The sequence below is a fragment of the Pectobacterium peruviense genome (assembly GCF_002847345.1).
Classification (GTDB): Bacteria; Pseudomonadota; Gammaproteobacteria; order Enterobacterales; family Enterobacteriaceae; genus Pectobacterium; species Pectobacterium peruviense.
Genome location: NZ_LXFV01000011.1, coordinates 210,983 through 229,798, shown reverse-complemented (window position 1 = coordinate 229,798; position 18,816 = coordinate 210,983). Strand labels below are relative to the sequence as shown.

The 18,816-nt window shown below is 52.4% G+C and carries 19 protein-coding genes; 13 read left to right on the top strand and 6 right to left on the bottom strand.

The window, feature by feature from the left end:
• Window positions 1–4: 4 nt before the first annotated feature.
• Together A0G03_RS10735 and suhB are read right to left on the bottom strand one after the other, a co-directional pair.
• Complete coding sequence (locus tag A0G03_RS10735) at window positions 5–1,123, bottom strand: ABC transporter substrate-binding protein (RefSeq protein ID WP_048261500.1); 1,119 nt, start codon at window positions 1,121–1,123, stop codon at window positions 5–7.
• 172 nt (window positions 1,124–1,295) lie between these two features.
• Window positions 1,296–2,099: an inositol-1-monophosphatase gene (suhB, locus tag A0G03_RS10730; protein ID WP_048261498.1), complete on the bottom strand. Its 804-nt coding sequence runs from the start codon at window positions 2,097–2,099 to the stop codon at window positions 1,296–1,298.
• A 261-nt stretch (window positions 2,100–2,360) separates the two neighbouring features.
• Between suhB and trmJ the strand changes: the two genes are divergently transcribed.
• From trmJ to sseB, 11 genes are all read left to right on the top strand, one after another.
• Window positions 2,361–3,086 (top strand): tRNA (cytosine(32)/uridine(32)-2'-O)-methyltransferase TrmJ, encoded by a 726-nt coding sequence (trmJ, locus tag A0G03_RS10725; RefSeq protein ID WP_048261496.1) that lies wholly within the window; start codon window positions 2,361–2,363, stop codon window positions 3,084–3,086.
• Window positions 3,087–3,205: 119 nt separating this feature from the next.
• Complete coding sequence (iscR, locus tag A0G03_RS10720; protein WP_039306127.1) at window positions 3,206–3,700, top strand: Fe-S cluster assembly transcriptional regulator IscR; 495 nt, start codon at window positions 3,206–3,208, stop codon at window positions 3,698–3,700.
• Window positions 3,701–3,966: 266 nt separating this feature from the next.
• The gene (locus A0G03_RS10715) at window positions 3,967–5,181 is read left to right on the top strand and encodes an IscS subfamily cysteine desulfurase (protein ID WP_048261494.1); all 1,215 of its coding nucleotides are present in this window, start codon (window positions 3,967–3,969) and stop codon (window positions 5,179–5,181) included.
• Between the two features lie 24 nt (window positions 5,182–5,205).
• The gene (iscU, locus tag A0G03_RS10710) at window positions 5,206–5,592 is read left to right on the top strand and encodes a Fe-S cluster assembly scaffold IscU (RefSeq protein WP_005970177.1); all 387 of its coding nucleotides are present in this window, start codon (window positions 5,206–5,208) and stop codon (window positions 5,590–5,592) included.
• An 80-nt stretch (window positions 5,593–5,672) separates the two neighbouring features.
• Window positions 5,673–5,996, top strand: coding sequence for an iron-sulfur cluster assembly protein IscA (gene iscA, locus A0G03_RS10705; RefSeq protein WP_010307854.1), 324 nt, complete (start codon window positions 5,673–5,675; stop codon window positions 5,994–5,996).
• A 71-nt stretch (window positions 5,997–6,067) separates the two neighbouring features.
• Window positions 6,068–6,586, top strand: coding sequence for a co-chaperone HscB (gene hscB, locus A0G03_RS10700; RefSeq protein WP_048261492.1), 519 nt, complete (start codon window positions 6,068–6,070; stop codon window positions 6,584–6,586).
• A gap of 74 nt (window positions 6,587–6,660) precedes the next feature.
• Complete coding sequence (hscA, locus tag A0G03_RS10695) at window positions 6,661–8,511, top strand: Fe-S protein assembly chaperone HscA (RefSeq protein WP_048261490.1); 1,851 nt, start codon at window positions 6,661–6,663, stop codon at window positions 8,509–8,511.
• A gap of 1 nt (window position 8,512) precedes the next feature.
• A complete protein-coding gene (gene fdx / locus A0G03_RS10690) occupies window positions 8,513–8,848 on the top strand; it encodes an ISC system 2Fe-2S type ferredoxin (protein ID WP_014698950.1) in 336 nt (111 codons plus the stop codon).
• A 21-nt stretch (window positions 8,849–8,869) separates the two neighbouring features.
• A complete protein-coding gene (iscX, locus tag A0G03_RS10685; protein ID WP_005970169.1) occupies window positions 8,870–9,070 on the top strand; it encodes a Fe-S cluster assembly protein IscX in 201 nt (66 codons plus the stop codon).
• A 273-nt stretch (window positions 9,071–9,343) separates the two neighbouring features.
• Window positions 9,344–10,654: an aminopeptidase PepB gene (gene pepB / locus A0G03_RS10680; RefSeq protein WP_048261488.1), complete on the top strand. Its 1,311-nt coding sequence runs from the start codon at window positions 9,344–9,346 to the stop codon at window positions 10,652–10,654.
• 142 nt (window positions 10,655–10,796) lie between these two features.
• The gene (gene sseB / locus A0G03_RS10675) at window positions 10,797–11,591 is read left to right on the top strand and encodes an enhanced serine sensitivity protein SseB (protein WP_048261485.1); all 795 of its coding nucleotides are present in this window, start codon (window positions 10,797–10,799) and stop codon (window positions 11,589–11,591) included.
• Window positions 11,592–11,627: 36 nt separating this feature from the next.
• Here sseB and A0G03_RS10670 read toward each other — a convergent pair whose 3' ends face one another.
• From A0G03_RS10670 to A0G03_RS10655, 4 genes are all read right to left on the bottom strand, one after another.
• Entirely contained in the window at window positions 11,628–12,416 is a 789-nt protein-coding gene (locus A0G03_RS10670; protein ID WP_048261483.1) for a MurR/RpiR family transcriptional regulator, read from the bottom strand.
• A 67-nt stretch (window positions 12,417–12,483) separates the two neighbouring features.
• On the bottom strand, window positions 12,484–13,353 hold the full coding sequence (gene sseA, locus A0G03_RS10665) for a 3-mercaptopyruvate sulfurtransferase (protein ID WP_048261481.1): 870 nt from the start codon (window positions 13,351–13,353) through the stop codon (window positions 12,484–12,486).
• Window positions 13,354–13,456: 103 nt separating this feature from the next.
• On the bottom strand, window positions 13,457–14,818 hold the full coding sequence (locus A0G03_RS10660; RefSeq protein WP_048261478.1) for a 6-phospho-alpha-glucosidase: 1,362 nt from the start codon (window positions 14,816–14,818) through the stop codon (window positions 13,457–13,459).
• Window positions 14,819–14,831: 13 nt separating this feature from the next.
• Complete coding sequence (locus tag A0G03_RS10655; RefSeq protein WP_048261476.1) at window positions 14,832–16,412, bottom strand: PTS transporter subunit EIIC; 1,581 nt, start codon at window positions 16,410–16,412, stop codon at window positions 14,832–14,834.
• A 357-nt stretch (window positions 16,413–16,769) separates the two neighbouring features.
• On the opposite strand from A0G03_RS10655, the gene ndk reads away from it, so the two are divergent.
• Together ndk and rlmN are read left to right on the top strand one after the other, a co-directional pair.
• A complete protein-coding gene (gene ndk, locus A0G03_RS10650) occupies window positions 16,770–17,198 on the top strand; it encodes a nucleoside-diphosphate kinase (RefSeq protein ID WP_048261474.1) in 429 nt (142 codons plus the stop codon).
• A 272-nt stretch (window positions 17,199–17,470) separates the two neighbouring features.
• Window positions 17,471–18,715: a dual-specificity RNA methyltransferase RlmN gene (gene rlmN, locus A0G03_RS10645; RefSeq protein ID WP_048261471.1), complete on the top strand. Its 1,245-nt coding sequence runs from the start codon at window positions 17,471–17,473 to the stop codon at window positions 18,713–18,715.
• Window positions 18,716–18,816 lie beyond the last annotated feature (101 nt).

Sequence of the window (18,816 nt, the reverse complement as noted above, 5' to 3'; positions counted from 1 at the left end):
AAAATTACTCACCTTGTTTCCAGGCAAAGATAAAGTCGCTGTCAGGCAGCGAGGTAAAATTTTGAATAATATGGTGATACGTGTCATCAGGATTCAGGCTGGCAAATGCCTGAGGATAAATATCTTTTGCCAGATATTCCATACCGACAATGTTGTAGGGATGGTTGTAGAAATGGTGGTAAACGCCATAGACGCGCTTAGCTTGAACCGCTGGGATCTGGCTAATACCGGTGCGACTTAGCAGCACATTCGCCTGAGTGCGAACGTCTTCGACAGTTGCGCCATAGCCTAACGGCAGTACCTGACTGTTACCACGTTTAGAGCCTGTCATGATGTAGGCGTCAGGTTTCATGCTGATGATTTTTTCGAGCGAGACAAAGCCTGATGCACCTGGCAGCAAACCCGAACCAATATTTGTCGCGCCGACGGCTTCCACCAATCCGCCCCAGCCGCTGCTGCTGTGCGTGAAGCAGCAGGAATCCGAATTTCCGGCAATCGGCTCAATAAAAACGCTAGGTTTTGGGGTTATCGTGGCGGTTTTCTGCTGAATAGCATCAAGGTGCTTACGGTAGAAATCGGTATATGCTTTGGCGTTGGCTTCGCGGTTCAGAACCTTGCCTAACAGATCGACACTGGGGGCGGTATCTTTAGCCGGATTTACTTCATAATCGACAAACAGTACGGGAATATTCAGCGCGCTGAGCTTGTCAATCACACCGCTTTCCTTTAGTGCCGGTTTGGCTCGTAACTGGGCAATCATCAGATCGGGCTGTTTTGACAGCACACTTTCCAAATCGACGTTGCCTTTGTCACTGAAACCCATATCCAGAATGCCGACGGACTGAGGCCATTTTCCTTTCAGCATGTCCCAGGTTGCCGTGTCCTGTTTTTTCGCTAAATTGTTCCAGGCGACCAGACGCTGAAAGGGATTATCGCGGTCAAGTAATGCCATCGTCATAATATCGCGGCCGTCTTGAAGAATGATGCGCTGCGGCTCTTGTTTAATGGTGACACTTCTGCCGTCGAAATCGGTAACGGTGAGAGGGTATTGGGTCGCGTAGCTGAAGAGTGGAGCGGAGAGTAATGCAGTTAGGAGGAACGATCTTACTGATTTTCTTAACATGGTGGCGATCCTAATTCACAATTTATCAATGTGATGAAGTTATCAGTGTAATGAGTTTGATAATTATTATCGTATAATGATAAACAATGCGTATACAGGATTCATATGTAAAGAAAAATAACAACTCCGACCCGATTTCATTTTTATGAGAATGGGCCGGAGTGGGCCGAGATTAGCGCTTCAGCGCGTCACTCAGTTCTTCGCGGATGGTACCCAGAATAGCTTTCACCACACGCGGGTTACCAGCAACCAGATTGCCGGATGCCAGATAGTTATGGCCGCCAACGAAGTCCGTCACGATCCCGCCAGCTTCACGTACCAGCAGTTCGCCACCCGCAAAATCCCACGGCTTCAGACCGATCTCAAAGAAACCATCAACGCGACCTGCGGCCACATAGGCCAGATCCAGCGCGGCAGAACCCGTGCGACGGAAATCCGCACACTGGGTGAACAGTGCGCTAACGACGTTGATATAACTTTTGCTGTGTTGTTTTAATTTGAAGGGGAAGCCTGTTGCCAGTACGGTGCCTTCCAAATCGCGGGCAGTGCTGCTACGCAGACGATAGCCGTTCAGTTGTGCGCCCTGACCGCGGGTGGCACTAAACAGTTCATTGCGCATAGGATCGTAAACAACGGCAACTTCGGTACGGCCTTTAATGCGAACCGCGATAGAAACAGCGAAGTGGGGTAAACGTTTGATGAAGTTGGTGGTGCCATCCAGAGGATCGATAACCCATTGTACTGCCGGATCTTCACCTGCCAGCTCGCCACATTCTTCACCAATGATGGTGTGCTGTGGGTAAGACTTGCGGATGACTTCAATGATCAGACGTTCTGCATCCCGATCGACGTTGGTCACAAAATCATTGCTGCCTTTCTGGCTAGCTTCGACGGCGTCTGGCGTTTCATAGTTTTTGGCAATCAAATTACCGGCTTTACGCGCAGCGCGTATAGCGATGTTGAGCATCGGATGCATGGTATCGGTCCACTGGAATGTTAAAGAACGGAAAGCGGCGCAGAGTATAGCAGCAGGAAAGTAAAATATCTATACACGTCATTCTTCAAGCCGCATGTGCGTTGGCTGCACTCACTCACCCGAATCACTTACTTGAGTAAGCTCATCGGGATTCCTTCATTTGCCGCCTTCCTGCAACTCGAATTATTTAGTGTATAAGTTTGTGTTAAGGTATGGCGGTTTCCTTTTCGCATGACTTCCTTTCGCACAACAGAGTACATAATGTTAGACAATATTCGCATTGTTCTGGTTGAAACGTCGCACACTGGCAATATGGGATCAGTGGCCAGGGCGATGAAAACCATGGGGTTAAGCAAACTTTATTTGGTCAATCCATTGGTTAAGCCTGATTCGCAGGCCATTGCGTTGGCCGCAGGCGCCAGCGATGTTATCGGCAATGCCACCTTGGTTGATTCGCTCGATCAGGCGCTCGAAGGATGTAGTCTGGTGGTTGGCACCAGTGCGCGTTCCCGAACTTTGCCTTGGCCGATGCTGGAGCCGCGTGAGTGCGGTGTTCGTAGCGCACAGGAAGCGGAGCACGCGCCGGTAGCGCTGGTGTTTGGGCGTGAACGTGTGGGGCTGACGAATGATGAACTGCAAAAATGTCACTACCACGTGGCGATTCCTGCTAATCCAGAATACAGCTCGCTAAATCTGGCGATGGCGGTACAGATCATCGCTTATGAAGTACGTATCGCGCATTTGGATCGGTTACAGACCGGGCAGCCTGAGCATGAAGAATCGCCGTATCCGCTGGTCGACGATCTGGAACGTTTTTATCAGCATCTTGAGCAGACATTGCTGCAAACCGGATTTATCCGACCGGCACATCAAGGGCAGGTGATGAACAAGCTGCGTCGCCTGTTTACCCGCGCCAGACCTGAAGCTCAGGAACTTAACATCCTGCGTGGAATACTCAGCTCGGTACAAAAAACACACGACGAATAATACTTGAGTGTTTTACTCGGTTAAATAGTTGACTAAAATACTCGGGAATGTCAGACTCGCGGTATGTTCTGCCAATACATGTTTTCATAATACATGTTTTACCTACAGGTACCACTATCATGAGACTGACATCCAAAGGCCGTTACGCCGTTACCGCCATGCTCGATGTGGCTCTGCACTCCCAGGAAGGGCCAGTTCCATTGGCGGATATTTCCGAACGCCAAGGCATTTCACTGTCTTATCTGGAGCAGCTATTTTCGCGCTTGCGTAAGAACGGACTGGTTGCCAGCGTTCGTGGCCCAGGCGGCGGTTACCTGCTGGGTAAAAACGCGAATGAAATCGCTGTTGGTATGGTTATTTCTGCCGTCGATGAGTCTGTTGACGCAACGCGTTGCCAGGGCCGCGAAGGCTGCCAGGGTGGCGATCGCTGCCTGACGCACACGCTGTGGCGCGATCTGAGCGACCGTATTACTGACTTCCTGAATAACATCACGCTGGATGAGCTGGTGAATAATAAGGAAGTACTGAACGTTGCGGATCGTCAGGATGCTGACACGCGTCGCACCGCAAATGGACGTATCCAGGAAACGATCAACGTTAACCTGCGCGCCTGATATACCTTCAATGTGACAGGCTCTTTGTGACGAGGAACCATTACTCGTCACGTTTTGCCTTTCTGATAGCCGCATAATCCTGACCACATTACCCAATGTGGTGTTGGCGTTAATCCGACTGTCACGGCGTATTCTGACGATAAATTGTTCCGACTATAACATCGTCAAATTTTTTGCATTGGCCCGAGAGGTTGCGGGTATAAACAGCCTGTCAATAAAACAAAACGCATTGTACGTTTTGAAGTGATGTACGGAGTTTATGAGCAATGAAGTTACCTATCTATCTCGATTATTCAGCTACCACGCCGGTTGACCCGCGCGTCGCTGAGAAAATGATGCAGTGTTTGACTTTGGACGGTACGTTCGGTAATCCGGCTTCCCGTTCACACCGTTTTGGCTGGCAGGCGGAAGAGGCGGTTGATATCGCCCGTAACCAAATTGCTGAGCTGGTTGGTGCCGACCCGCGTGAGATCGTCTTCACGTCAGGCGCGACCGAAGCCGATAACCTCGCCATTAAAGGTGCTGCCAACTTCTACCAGAAGAAAGGCAAGCACATCATCACCAGTAAGACCGAACACAAAGCCGTGCTGGATACCTGCCGTCAACTCGAACGTGAAGGCTTCGATGTCACTTATCTGGCACCGCAGCGCAACGGCATTATTGACCTGGCTGAACTTGAAGCTGCGATGCGTGAGGACACCATTCTGGTTTCCATCATGCACGTCAATAATGAAATCGGCGTTGTGCAGGATATCGCAGCCATCGGCGACATGTGCCGTAGCCGCGGCATCGTGTTCCATGTCGATGCCACGCAGAGCGTAGGCAAACTGCCTATCGATCTCAGCCAGTTAAAAGTGGATCTGATGTCTTTCTCCGGCCATAAAATCTATGGGCCGAAAGGGATCGGAGCACTGTATGTTCGCCGTAAACCCCGTATCCGCCTCGAAGCGCAGATGCACGGTGGCGGACATGAGCGCGGTATGCGTTCTGGCACCTTGCCTGTGCACCAGATTGTCGGTATGGGCGAAGCCTACCGCATCGCGAAAGAAGAGATGACTGCAGAAATGGATCGCCTGCGTATGCTGCGCGATCGTCTGTGGAACGGTATTAATGATATTGAAGAAGTCTATCTGAATGGTGATATCGAACAAGGTGTGCCCAACATCCTGAACGTCAGCTTCAACTATGTTGAAGGTGAATCGTTGATTATGGCACTCAAGGATCTGGCGGTATCGTCCGGTTCTGCCTGTACGTCGGCCAGTCTGGAGCCCTCCTACGTGCTACGTGCGTTGGGTATGAATGATGAGCTGGCACATAGTTCGATCCGTTTCTCGCTGGGGCGTTTTACCACCGAAGAAGAGATCGACTACACCATCGAGCTGGTGCGTAAATCTATCGGCCGTCTGCGCGATCTTTCTCCGCTGTGGGAAATGTTCAAGCAGGGTGTGGATATCAGCAGCATCGAATGGGCGCATCATTAATTCACCAGAGCGGGGACGACTATCATGGCTTACAGCGAAAAAGTAATTGATCACTATGAAAATCCACGCAACGTGGGTTCATTTGACAACGCCGATCCTTCTATTGGCAGCGGCATGGTCGGCGCGCCAGCGTGCGGCGATGTGATGAAGTTGCAGATAAAAGTCAACAACGAGGGTATCATCGAAGATGCCCGCTTCAAGACATACGGTTGTGGTTCTGCCATTGCCTCCAGCTCGCTGGTCACAGAGTGGGTAAAAGGCAAATCGCTTAATGAAGCTGAAGCGATTAAGAACACGCAGATTGCCGAAGAGCTTGAGCTACCGCCAGTGAAGATTCACTGCTCCATTCTGGCGGAAGACGCTATCAAGGCAGCGATTGCGGATTACAAAAGTAAACGCGACGCGCAGTAATCTCTGCGGCTGAACTCGTCGGGGCACCGTGGTTATCGGTGCCTGATTCCGTCGAGCTGGCGAACGATCGAGGTAACAGTATGTCGATTTCTCTGAGCGAAAGTGCGGCACAACGCGTGAGCGCTTTTATCGCAAACCGAGGTAAAGGTCTTGGGCTGCGTCTTGGCGTACGGACATCCGGCTGCTCCGGTATGGCGTATGTGTTGGAGTTTGTTGATGATTTGAACGACGGTGACACCGTCTTTGAAGACAAAGGCGTCAAAGTCATCGTGGACGGAAAAAGTCTGGTCTATCTTGACGGAACCGAATTGGATTTCGTTAAAGAAGGGCTGAACGAAGGCTTTAAGTTCAATAATCCTAACATTTCCGGCGAATGTGGTTGCGGCGAAAGTTTCAACGTCTGACCCCTCTTGGGTAGTGAGCGTGCGATCGATTCATGACACGCGCTGCTACTCAGAACTCCCAGAGTACCACTATGGATTACTTTACGTTATTCGGGCTGCCTATTCGCTATGATGTGGATGGTGGCCTGCTTGCATCCCGTTTTCAAGACTTGCAACGGCAGTTCCATCCTGACCGTTATGCTGCCAGCCCAGAGCGCGAGCGTATGCTGGCGGTACAGCAGGCGGCGACGATCAATAACGCCTATCAGGCGTTAAAACATCCGCTGAAACGCGCGGAGTACATGCTGTCGTTGCACGGTTTTGATGTGAACAACGAGCAGCATACGATGCGTGACACCGCATTCCTGATGGAACAGCTTGAACTGCGCGAAGAGTTGGAGGCGATCTCACAACGGTCTGATGCTGATGATGCGTTGACGGCCTTCGCTGAGCGGTTGCAGGCAACGATTGCCACTCGTCGTTCTCACATGCGTGGTGAACTGAATAATGAGACGTGGGCAGACGCCGTGGACACCGTGCGCAAGCTACGCTTTTTAGACAAGCTCCAGCAACAGGTTGAAGAACTCGAAGAACAATTGCTGGACAGATAACTCGTTAATCCGGTGGGAAAGCCGATGGTGATTGCCATTCAGGTTTTTCGCCAGCCAATTGATGGAAGCTCAATATGGCCTTATTACAAATTAGTGAGCCAGGACTCAGTGCGGCACCGCACCAGCGACGTCTGGCTGTTGGTATTGATTTAGGCACCACCCATTCTCTTGTTGCCACCGTGCGCAGCGGCGAAGCTCAAACGCTGATGGACAGCGACGGGCGCGATCTGCTGCCGTCAGTTGTCCACTATCGCCACGATGGTCACAGCGTCGGCTGGCACGCGCGCGACAATGCTGCCCACGATCTTGAAAACACCGTCAGTTCAGTCAAACGCCTGATGGGGCGTTCTCTGGCCGACATTCAACTGCGTTATCCTCATTTACCCTACCGTTTTCACGCCAGTGATAATGGCCTACCGCTGATTCAGACCTCTGCTGGTAGCCTGAATCCCGTTCAGGTGTCTGCGGATATTTTGTCTGCGCTGGCTGCGCGCGCGGAAGCGGCGTTAGGCGGCGTGCCTGATGGCGTGGTGATTACCGTTCCTGCGTATTTCGATGATGCACAGCGTCAGGGTACCAAAGACGCGGCGCGTCTGGCTGGGCTGCACGTATTACGTCTGCTCAACGAGCCAACCGCTGCGGCGATTGCTTATGGTCTGGATTCCGGTAAAGAAGGGGTGATCGCCATTTACGATCTGGGTGGCGGCACTTTTGATATTTCCATTCTGCGTTTAAGCCGTGGCGTCTTTGAAGTGCTGGCAACCGGCGGTGATTCTGCGCTGGGCGGTGATGATTTCGATCATCTGCTGGCGGAGTGGCTGCGTGAGCAGGCAGGTGTTCACGATCGGAACGATCGCCAGTTGGATCATGCGTTTCGTGATGCGGCGGTGAAAGCCAAGATTGCACTCAGCAGCGCCGATACGATCGATGTGGATGTTGCTGGCTGGCAGGGAACTATTACCCGCGAACAGCTTGATGTACTGATTGCCCCGTTGGTGAAACGCACGCTGCTGTCCTGTCGTCGTACGCTGAAAGACGCGGAACTGACGGCAGAAGACGTGCAGGAAGTGGTGATGGTCGGCGGCTCGACGCGTGTTCCATTGGTGCGTGAGCAGGTGGGGACATTTTTTGGTCGTACACCGCTGACGTCTATCGATCCCGACAAGGTCGTGGCGTTCGGCGCGGCAATTCAGGCGGATATTCTGGTAGGCAACAAGCCGGACAGTGAAATGCTGCTGCTGGATGTGATCCCCTTGTCGCTCGGGTTGGAAACGATGGGCGGGCTGGTGGAAAAAATCATTCCGCGCAATACCACGATCCCCGTCGCTCGTGCGCAAGAATTCACAACGTTCAAAGACGGCCAGAGCGGCATGATGATCCACGTCTTGCAAGGCGAGCGTGAAATGGTCGCGGATTGCCGCTCGCTTGCCCGCTTTTCGCTACGCGGTCTGCCGCCGTTGCCTGCGGGAGGGGCTCACATTCGCGTGACTTTTCAGGTCGATGCGGATGGCTTGTTGAGTGTTACGGCGATGGAAAAATCGACGGGCGTCGAGGCTTCTATTCAGGTTAAACCGTCATACGGTTTGAGCGATACGGAAATTGCCACGATGATCACCGACTCGATGTTGAATGCGAAGGAAGATGTCGGGGCGCGTCGTCTGGCAGAGCAAAAAGTGGAGGCGGCACGCGTGCTGGAAAGCTTGCAAAGCGCACTGGTGGCCGACGCAGCGTTATTGAGTAATGACGAAAAAGGTATCATTGTCGCGGCATCCGAACACCTGCATACGATGATGCAGGGAAGCGATCCCGTGGCAATTGAAGCCGCGATTAAAACAGTCGATCAACAAACCCAGGAATTCGCCGCCCGTCGTATGGATGCCTCTATCCGTCGTGCGCTGGCAGGCCATTCTGTGGATGAGGTGTAACATGCCTAAGATAGTCTTTTTACCGCATCAGGATTTGTGTCCTGAAGGCGCGGTTTTGGAAGCGGAACGCGGTGAAAGTATACTGGAAGTCGCCCTGCGTAACGGTATTGACGTTGAGCATGCCTGCGAGAAATCCTGTGCCTGCACCACCTGCCATTGCATCGTGCGTGAAGGCTTTGACTCGCTGGCAGAAAGCACAGAAGAAGAAGACGATATGCTGGATAAGGCCTGGGGGCTGGAACCGGAAAGTCGTCTGGGCTGTCAGGCGCGTGTCGCCGGAGACGATCTCGTTGTTGAGATCCCGCGCTATACGATCAACCACGCGCGTGAGCATTGATCTGAATAGGGAGGAACCGTTATGGGATTAAAATGGACAGACAGCCGGGCTATTGGTGAAGCACTTTACGACCAGTTTCCCGATCTCGATCCGAAAACCGTGCGTTTCACCGATATGCACCAGTGGATCTGCGAGCTGGATGAATTTGACGATCGGCCGGATGCCTCCAATGAAAAAATTCTGGAAGCGATCCTGTTGGTCTGGTTAGATGAAGCCGACTAAGTAATATGACGGGGCTACCAGGTTAATGCCGAGCGTTTGAGAACCGAGATACATGGAGTAACCACGGGGCGAGGTATCCCTGCGGGAACCTCATCCCCACGTTTCTCCTGGTATGAGACTTACGTGACCAGTATTAGGCTGGTGGACCATTTTATTTTCGTGCCAAAATTCGTAACATTTTCATGTCATGATGCACGGTTTATGTATCTGCAAATATGAAAAGCACCTGCAAACATGAAAAGTGGCAGGAATATCCATTATCGGAGAAGCACTATGACGAACAATACCATGCTGATTTCACTCTCCACTCAACCTGCTGACGCGCGCTGGGGAGAAAAAGCGACGCTGAGTGTGAATGAGCAGGGTTTTACCATTCATGTTGGCACGACGTCACTGAATGGCAAAGCTGCACTGGCAACGATCCAGCGTGCCGCCCGTAAAATCGATGGGCAGGGGATTAAACACGTTACGTTAGCGGATGAAGGCTGGGATCTGGCAAACAGCTGGGCATTCTGGCAGGGCTATCGTGGTCCGAAAGGGCAAAGAACGGTTGAATGGGCGGAACTGAACGACGCCGACAAGAAAGAGCTGAACGACCGTCTGAAGATTGTTGACTGGGTGCGTGACACCATCAATCTGCCTGCCGAAGATTTAGGGCCAGAGCAGTTGGCAACCCGTGCGGTCGATCTGCTGTGTGACGTGGCCTGTGATGTTGTCAGCTACCGTATCACCAAAGGTGAAGATCTGCGTGAACAGAATTATGCCGGTCTGCATACGGTCGGTCGCGGTTCTGAACGTCAGCCAGTGCTGCTGGCACTGGACTATAACCCGACGGGTAATCCAGATGCGCCTGTGTTCGCCTGTTTGGTCGGTAAAGGTATTACGTTTGATACCGGTGGCTACAGCCTGAAACCGAGTGGATCAATGGATTCCATGAAGTCAGACATGGGCGGTGCGGCCACTCTGACGGGCGCACTGGCGCTGGCGGCGTCACGCGGTTTGCAACAGCGTGTGAAACTATATCTGTGCTGTGCAGATAACATGGTGAGCGGCAATGCATTCCGTCTGGGCGATATCATTCGCTACCGCAATGGTAAAACGGTTGAGGTGATGAACACCGATGCGGAAGGGCGTCTGGTGCTGGCGGATGGTTTGATTGATGCCTCCGAGCAGAATCCGCAGTGGATTATTGACTGTGCGACGTTGACGGGTGCAGCGAAAATGGCGCTGGGCAACGATTATCACGCACTGTTCAGCTTTGATGATGAGCTGGTTGCGGCATTGCAGGAAAGCGCGAAAGAAGAAAATGAGCCGTTCTGGCGTCTGCCGCTGGAAGAGTTCCACCGCAGCCATCTGCCGTCCAGCTTTGCCGATCTGAACAATATTGCCAGTGGTGCACACACCGCCGGTGCCAGCACGGCAGCCGCGTTCTTGTCGCACTTTGTGAAAAATTACCAGCAGGGCTGGCTGCATATCGACTGTTCGGCAACGTATCGCAAAGGTGCCGTAGATCAGTGGGCGACGGGCGCAACGGGACTCGGCGTGCGTACGCTAGCGAATCTCCTGCTGAGCAACGCCAAGTAGTCGGTTCAGGGTTGTCCGCTATTTACAGAATGTGTTGAGAATTAAAGCCGCGCTGAGACCCGTTTGAAATTTATGGCTGTTGTCATTCATTTTATCCAGGTCTCAAAACGCTGGTTTTTAACGTAATCATGTTGAGGGAAGTATGGAGTTTTCGCCACGTAATAAACTGGAAGAAGTGCTGATTCTGGCCGCCACGGAGCCAGCTCATCGCCCTGAGTTTTTCAGCGAGCTGATGGGAGCCACGGTGTTCGTGCTGGGCACGACTGATGACGGGGATCAATCCGGTGAGACGGTGTTGCATGCGGGCAGCAATGTGAACATTCAGCACTGGGAAAAAGACGATGGTTCATCCGCCATTCCTTTCTTCTCTTCTCTGGAAGCATTACAGAGCGTGATTACGGAAGAAGCGTCTTTTTTGGCGCTGCCAGTACGTTCGCTGTTTGAAATGACGCAGGGCGTCACGCTGTTCTTCAATCCTAAGCTGCCGTATGGCAAAGAGTTTTTGCCGCAGGAAATTGAACATATTCTGTCTGGCGAAGGTAACGGCTTTGTTCAGCAGCGCGTTGTTGAAGACGATATGCAGGTCATGCTGAGTCAACCAGCCGAGATGCCAGCACAGATGATTGATTCCCTGACACAGCTGTTTACCAAGCATCGCCATGTAAAACGGGCGTTTCTGGCACAGATTCAGGAACCAGGTGAAGAACAGCCGCATCTGCTGATTGGTATTGATGCCGATCAGGATGAGGAAACTATCATTCGCGAAGCGGGCAGCGTCGCCAGCGATACTTTACCGGACGAGCGTCCTGTCGATCTGTGTCTGGTGAAGGAAGGCGAGTCGGGCATCAGCCATTACATGATTAAGCACACCACTCCGTTCTACGAGCGCAAGTGGGGGAGTTTCCTGAGAGAGTTTAAGGGAAGCGGCAACGCGTAATACCGTGGGTATACGTTTTATGAAGGCAACGGCGGATTACGATTTTTCCGCTGTTGCCTGTAACAACAGTAAATCGATCAGCATCACCAGATTCGATTCAAATGAGCTAATCTCGCCCGCTTCCGCCGCATAGTGAACCGCATCATCGTAGAGCCGGAAATGTAGATCGGCCAACTCACCTAATGAGTTCAACGACGCGCGGGTAAAGGCAATCACCTTCATACCAATGTTTTTGGCGATACGTGCCTTATCCAGCACCTGCTCGGTTTCCCCACTGCGGGAGATCGCGATAAACACCTGATACTTCGGCGCGTTATTGAGAAAAATGCCTCGACTGTCGCCTAACCCGGAAGAGAACGCATCTTTCCCCAGCACCTGAAGCTTCTTCGCCAAATATTCGGCAAACAAATGGGAAAACCCGGCGCCGTACAGAAAAAAGTGACTTTCTTGCCGCAGGATAGCGCCGAAGGCTGCTCTATCCTTATGGCTAATGTAGGCAAATGTGCGCTGATAATTGTCGATAAAATGCTGGAAAGCATCTGGTAGCAAAGCATCATCGGGCGTGACGACAGGTGAGGGAGCGAGACGCGGATTGTCCGTGAGCAGCGTTTTGCAGTGATAAATGAATTCACTGTAGCCGCTAAAGCCGATTTTCTGGCACAGGCGCATGATAGTCGCCGTGGACACATAGGTTTTCTGCGCCAGTTCCCGCACCGTGATTTTGCCGATCAGCGATGAATGTTCGGCGATAAAAGCCAGCACGCGATATTCCGCGCGCGTCAGCGCCTGACCGTGCTGCATTAGCGATGCCAGCCGATTATCCACCTGCTACTCCTGAGCGATTCCTGATAGACAAGGAATAAATAGACTGACAACACAATACCGTGCGGGGTTAATCGCGCGCAATTGGGACATCATCGCGGCTGCCCCAGTCGCTCCAGGATCCGTCGTACAGCGTCACATTTGGCACATTTAATTGCGTTAGCGCCAACACCACGACGGATGCCGTTACGCCGGAACCACAGCTGGCGACGATGGGGCGAGTGAAATCCACGCCGTGCTTATGCAGAATGGTCGCCAGTTCGGCATTGGGTTTCAGCGCACCGTTGTTCACCAAATCGGTCCACGGCACATTCAGGCTGCCGGGGATATGACCACGGTGCAGGCCGGGACGCGGCTCGTCTACTTCGGCATGAAAGCGCGAGGCGGGGCGGGCGTCGACAATCTGCTCTGATTTATCTCGGCTGATTGAGAGCACGTCGTCGCGTGAGCGAATGGCTTTTTCATCCAATGTAGCGTGAAACGTGACGGGATTACGCGTCACATCTCCCTGTTCCAGCGGCAGATTCTGCGCTTTCCAGCCAGCCAAACCACCACTCAGAATTGAAATGGATGTCGCGCCGAAGGTGTGCAGCATCCACCATGCGCGGGGGGCGGAGAAGAGGTTGCCTTCATCGTAAATCACCAAATGCTGTTGGTTATCGATACCTAGCTCACTCATCGCGCGTGCGAAGTCTTCGCGAGTCGGCATCATATGCGGCAGATCGATGCTGTGATCGGACAGGGTTTCAATATCAAAAAAAACCGCGCCAGGCAGATGAGCGGCGCGGTATTCGGCATGAATATCACGGGTATCGTTACCCGGTGGCAACATTCGGGCGTCAATGAGCGTGGTGCTGCTGTCGTTCAGGTGGCTGGAAAGCCAGTCTGCGGAAACAAACCGCTCATGAGAAACGGGCAAATCAGAAGACGATGCTGACATAGATCCTCCACGTTGGGGTCGACGAATTCGACCCCGAATCTACCATTGATGTGCAATGATAGATTCATTGTCAGCGATTTTCCTTAATCCGACAAGTCGCAGATTATTGGGCAATACCGTCTCTATATGCTTGTTTTAATTGCGGCCAGTAATCCTGATTGGCCTCAATCATGTCGTCCAGAATCGCTTTGGCGTGCTGCATGGTCGGCACGGTACGGTTCAGGGTAAATGCCTGCAACGCCTTCTCGTAGCTGCCTTCCAACGTAGCTTCGACCAGTAATTGCTCAGACGCCAACTGCTGCTCCAGCAAGGCACGATGGAACTGCGGGACATTCCCCATGCGCACGGGTTCCGGCCCTTGGGCGGTGATATAAGCCGGGACTTCCACCATTGCGTCGTAAGGCAGATTGGCGATGGCACCTTTATTCTCGACGATGACCAGATGACGCTGGCGGAGATCGAACGCCAGCGAGCAGGCGACATCAACGATGAACGAACCGTGTACGCCAACGTGGAACGCATCCGGCAGAATACCGGTTTCCTTGTAGCTGGCGGCGGCCGCAAACAGTTTCTTCTCACGTCCGTCCATCACTTCGTTGGCACGAGTGTAATCTGGATCCTGATGTTCAACGATCTGGTTCGGCATCAGGTAGTACTGCAAATACGGATTCGGCACGAATTCTGGGAAATGATCCATGATCGGTTTGATATTGCGCCAGGTTTTCACCCACGACGGATCGGCGTGTTGCGGATCGGTGTCGGCGGCATCGGCGGTCAACAGACCGTAGCGGGCGATATGTTCGCGCAGTTCCGGCATACGATCGACGCCGTCGACCAGCACGCGGGTAAACCAGCCAAAGTGATTCAGCCCGAAATAATCCACCGTGATGTCGTGGCGATCGACGCCCAGCACGGCTGCGATGTTACGCATCGCGGCAACTGGCATGTCGCAAATATTCAGCACGCGGGCGTTAGGTCGCAGACGACGAACGCCTTCGGCAACAATCGCGGCAGGGTTCGAGTAATTGACGATCCATGCTTCTTTGTGCGCATAGCGTTCAACCAGATCGATCAATTCAGCCATCGGCAGAATTGTGCGCAGGCCGTAAGCCAGACCGCCGGGGCCACAGGTTTCCTGCCCGACGACGCCGTGGCGTAGTGGAATTTTCTCGTCCTGTTCGCGCATTTTGTACTGGCCGACGCGCATCTGTGCAAAGACAAAGTGAGCACCGGTAAACGCGGTTTCTGCGTCGGTCGTGACAGTAAAGACGATGCTGTCACTGTGGTCGCGAATCACCTTTTCTACCACTGGCGCGATGATGTCCTGCCGCTGGCCGTCGATGTCATACAAACGAATCTCTGCCAGCGGGAAATCCGCAAGATGTACCATCAGACTTTTTACGATGCCTGGGGTATAGGTGCTGCCGCCACCGGCAATCGTCAGAATGAATGGGGGTTTCGTCATGGTCAGTCTCCTGTTAAAGCGCGTTTTCAACTGCTTCGCGTATAGTTTTGACGTGAAGTCCGTAAACCACCTGTACGTTGTTACCCTGTCGGATAACGGCTTTCGCACCGGTGTTCTTAAGCTGTTGTTCGTCTACCAAAGCTGGGTCGATGAGCGTGACCCGCAGGCGGGTGTAGCAGTTATCCACCACCTCAATATTGGGTTTGCCGCCCAGCCCCGCGATGATGGTGGCTCCGACAAGCTGAGCATCACCTTTCACTGCGTCTTGCGTTTTCGCCTGATTCTCGGTCTTGGACTGATATTCGGTTTTGGAGTAAAGCTTCGTTTCTTCCTCATCGGTTTCACGCCCTGGTGTTGGCATGTCGAAATACAGAATCAGGAAGCGGAAGACGAAGAAGTAAATCACCGACATGATCAGCCCGACCGCGATATACATCGGCCAGTTGGATTTCTCGATGCCCAGCGGCAGGTTATAGAGCAGGAAGTCGATGACGCCATTGGCACCAATCGCATGCACGCCCATGATGGAGAACAGCATCATGCCTATGCCGGTGAGCACCGCGTGAACGGCAAACAGCATCGGCGCGACGAACAGGAAGGAGAACTCCAGCGGTTCGGTGACGCCCAGTAAGAAAGAGGTAAAAGCCGCCGGAATCAGAATGGCTTTCGCTGCCAGTCGTTTTTCTGGCTTCGCCGTGACGTACATTGCCAGCGCCGCGGCAGTCAGACCAAACATTTTACTGATGCCGCGTGCATCCCAGACCACGGTTGAACTCAGCTGTTTGACGTCCTGACAGGCCATTTCAGCAAAGTAGATGTTGCGTGCGCCCTGATACAGCTTGCCGCACACCTCGGCGGTGCCGCCCAGTTCGGTGTACAAGAACGGGGTATAGACCAGATGATGCAGCCCGGTGGGGATCAGAATGCGTTCCAGAAAGCCATAAATCGCGATGCCAACAGGACCCGCACCTTTGATGGCGAAGGCCAGCCAAGTAATGCCGTGCTGAGCAAAAGGCCAAACGGTGCTCATTACAAAGCCCAGTGCAATCGCTAACGGAATCACCAGAATAGCGACGAAGCAGTGGCCGGAATAGATCGCCATGACACCGTTAAACTGTTTACTGGAGTAGCGGTTATACAGATAGCCTGCGAATCCACCGATCAGAATACCGGCGAAAACGCCCATTTCCAGCACCTGAACGCCCAGCACCATTCCCTGCCCAGCGGGGCGCATCTCGGCGGCTGGCACGAGTTTGCCCTGTAATTGCAGTGTGATATTCATGGCATTAATGAAGATGATGAACATCACCAGGCCGATCAATGCGGCATAGCCCTTATCACGCTTCGCCAGCCCGATAGGAATCCCGACGGCGAACACCAGCGCCAAATTAGCCAGAATCGCCACGGCAGATTTGGAAACCAGTTGACCAAAATCTTGAATTAAGGGGTGATTAAGTAAAGGGACATAGCCTGCTAAATTGCCGTTACCGAACACGTTCCCAAATGCGATGAATAACCCGACAATCGGGAGTATCAGCACTGGCCCATAAAGGGACTTGCCGAAATTTTGTAATGCGTTGACCGCTCTTTTCATTATCAGCCCTCTTACTGGCCATTATGGTGGGTACAGCAGCAGGCTAGCAGTGAATGACAACGAGATTCCAGTTATCTTATTGTTTTAAAAACAAATAACCTATAACGTTACAAGTAACCTTCAGAACTGTGATCGCTGATGATTTGTTACATTCCGTACAGGAGCGGTGGGGAACGAAAAAACGCGATGCGTAATCGTTAATGAAGAGAAAATGAGAGGTAATATTTTTTAATAAAATGTTATCTACTTGGTAGGCAACAAAGGTCAGTACCCCTATAATTTGCGCCACTTTCACCGGCCGGGTATACAATTCTTATAATCCGGCTGCAATCTGACAGTTTAGTTAATGAGGTCAATATGACGATAGAACGTACCTTCTCCATCGTAAAACCTAATGCGGTTGCCAAGAATGCCATCGGTGCGATTTATGCACGCTTTGAAAGCGCCGGTTTTACCATCGTTGCGGCTAAAATGCTGCGCTTGAACCGCGAGCAAGCGGAAGGCTTCTACGCTGAGCATAAAGGTAAGCCGTTCTTTGATGGTCTGGTCGAATTCATGATGTCTGGCCCGATCATGGTGCAGGCGCTGGAAGGTGAAAACGCCGTTCAACGTAACCGTGACATCATGGGTGCTACGAACCCAGCCAACGCGCTGGCGGGAACGCTGCGTGCTGACTACGCGGACAGCTTCACGGCGAACGCGGTGCACGGTTCAGATTCTATTGAATCTGCTCAACGTGAAATCGCTTATTTCTTCAGCGACGACGAAATCTGCCCGCGCGCGTAATTCTGCGTGTGTGCCCTGTTACGCATGATTGGTTTTTATGCGTAATAACAGATGAGCACCTGTGATGTTGCCCTTTTTACCGAGTCAGTGTGCGACACTGAAGCGATGACACAGAAAAAAAGCGGTGATGGTAGCTTACCTGTTTTAAACTTTGTACAATGCTGCGCCCCGGATGAGCCTGCACTTGCCCGGGGCGTTTCTTTGGTTATCACCATCGAACTCCACCTTCTTTTTTAGCGCCATAACGTGTAACAACGAGGCCAGGATTTACAATGTCTAAGCAAATCGCGTCTGAAATCATCGTGTCTGAAACGACTCCATCTACAACAACTACTGTATCCGAGCAAACCGTGTCTGAATTCTCTCCGGCGTCTGCTGATGCCCCTCAATCCGTCAAAGCCAGTGCGGAAAAAATTAACCTGCTGGATCTTAATCGTCAGCAAATGCGTGACCTCTTCATGTCGATGGGAGAGAAACCATTCCGCGCCGATCAGGTCATGAAGTGGATGTATCACTACTGCTGTGATGACTTCAACCAGATGACGGATATCAATAAAGTCTTTCGTTCCAAATTGCAGGCGATCGCTGAAATTCGCGCACCTGAAGTGGTAGACGAACAGCGCTCTTCCGACGGCACTATTAAGTGGGCGATTCTGGTGGGCGGCCAACGGGTTGAAACGGTTTATATTCCAGAAGAAGATCGCGCCACGCTGTGCGTATCGTCTCAGGTCGGCTGTGCGCTGGAGTGCAAATTCTGTTCAACGGCGCAGCAGGGCTTTAACCGCAACCTGCGCGTATCGGAAATCATTGGTCAGGTGTGGCGTGCAGCGAAGATCATCGGTGCTTTTAAAGTTACCGGTCAGCGCCCGATCACCAACGTGGTAATGATGGGCATGGGCGAACCGCTGCTGAACCTGACTAATGTGGTGCCAGCGATGGAAATCATGCTGGATGATTTCGGCTTTGGTTTGTCCAAGCGTCGCGTGACGCTGTCCACGTCAGGCGTCGTGCCTGCATTGGATAAACTGGGCGATATGATTGATGTTGCATTGGCGATTTCACTGCATGCGCCGACTGACGACATCCGCAACGAAATCATGCCGATCAACAAAAAATATAACATCGAGATGTTCCTGAGTGCGGTGCGCCGCTATCTGGAAAAATCCAATGCCAATCAGGGCCGCGTGACCGTTGAGTATGTGATGCTGGATCATATCAATGATGGCACTGAACATGCGCATCAACTGGCTGAATGCCTGAAAGATACGCCGTGCAAGATCAACCTGATTCCGTGGAACCCGTTCCCTGGCGCGCCGTATGGCCGTAGCTCAAATAGCCGCGTTGACCGTTTCTCCAAAGTGCTGATGGAATATGGTTTCACGACGATTGTACGTAAAACCCGTGGGGATGACATTGATGCTGCCTGCGGTCAGTTGGCGGGTGAAGTCGTGGACAGAACCAAGCGTACGCTGAAGAAGAAAATGGCGGGTGAACCTATCACGGTGAAAGCGGTCTGATAACGAATGGCGTGGGTTAACGCGGCAGCGCTAACCCGACGTCTTGTCGCCGATGTCGTTTCACCAACGCAAGTTGCAGGGCAAATACGGACAAACTGCGA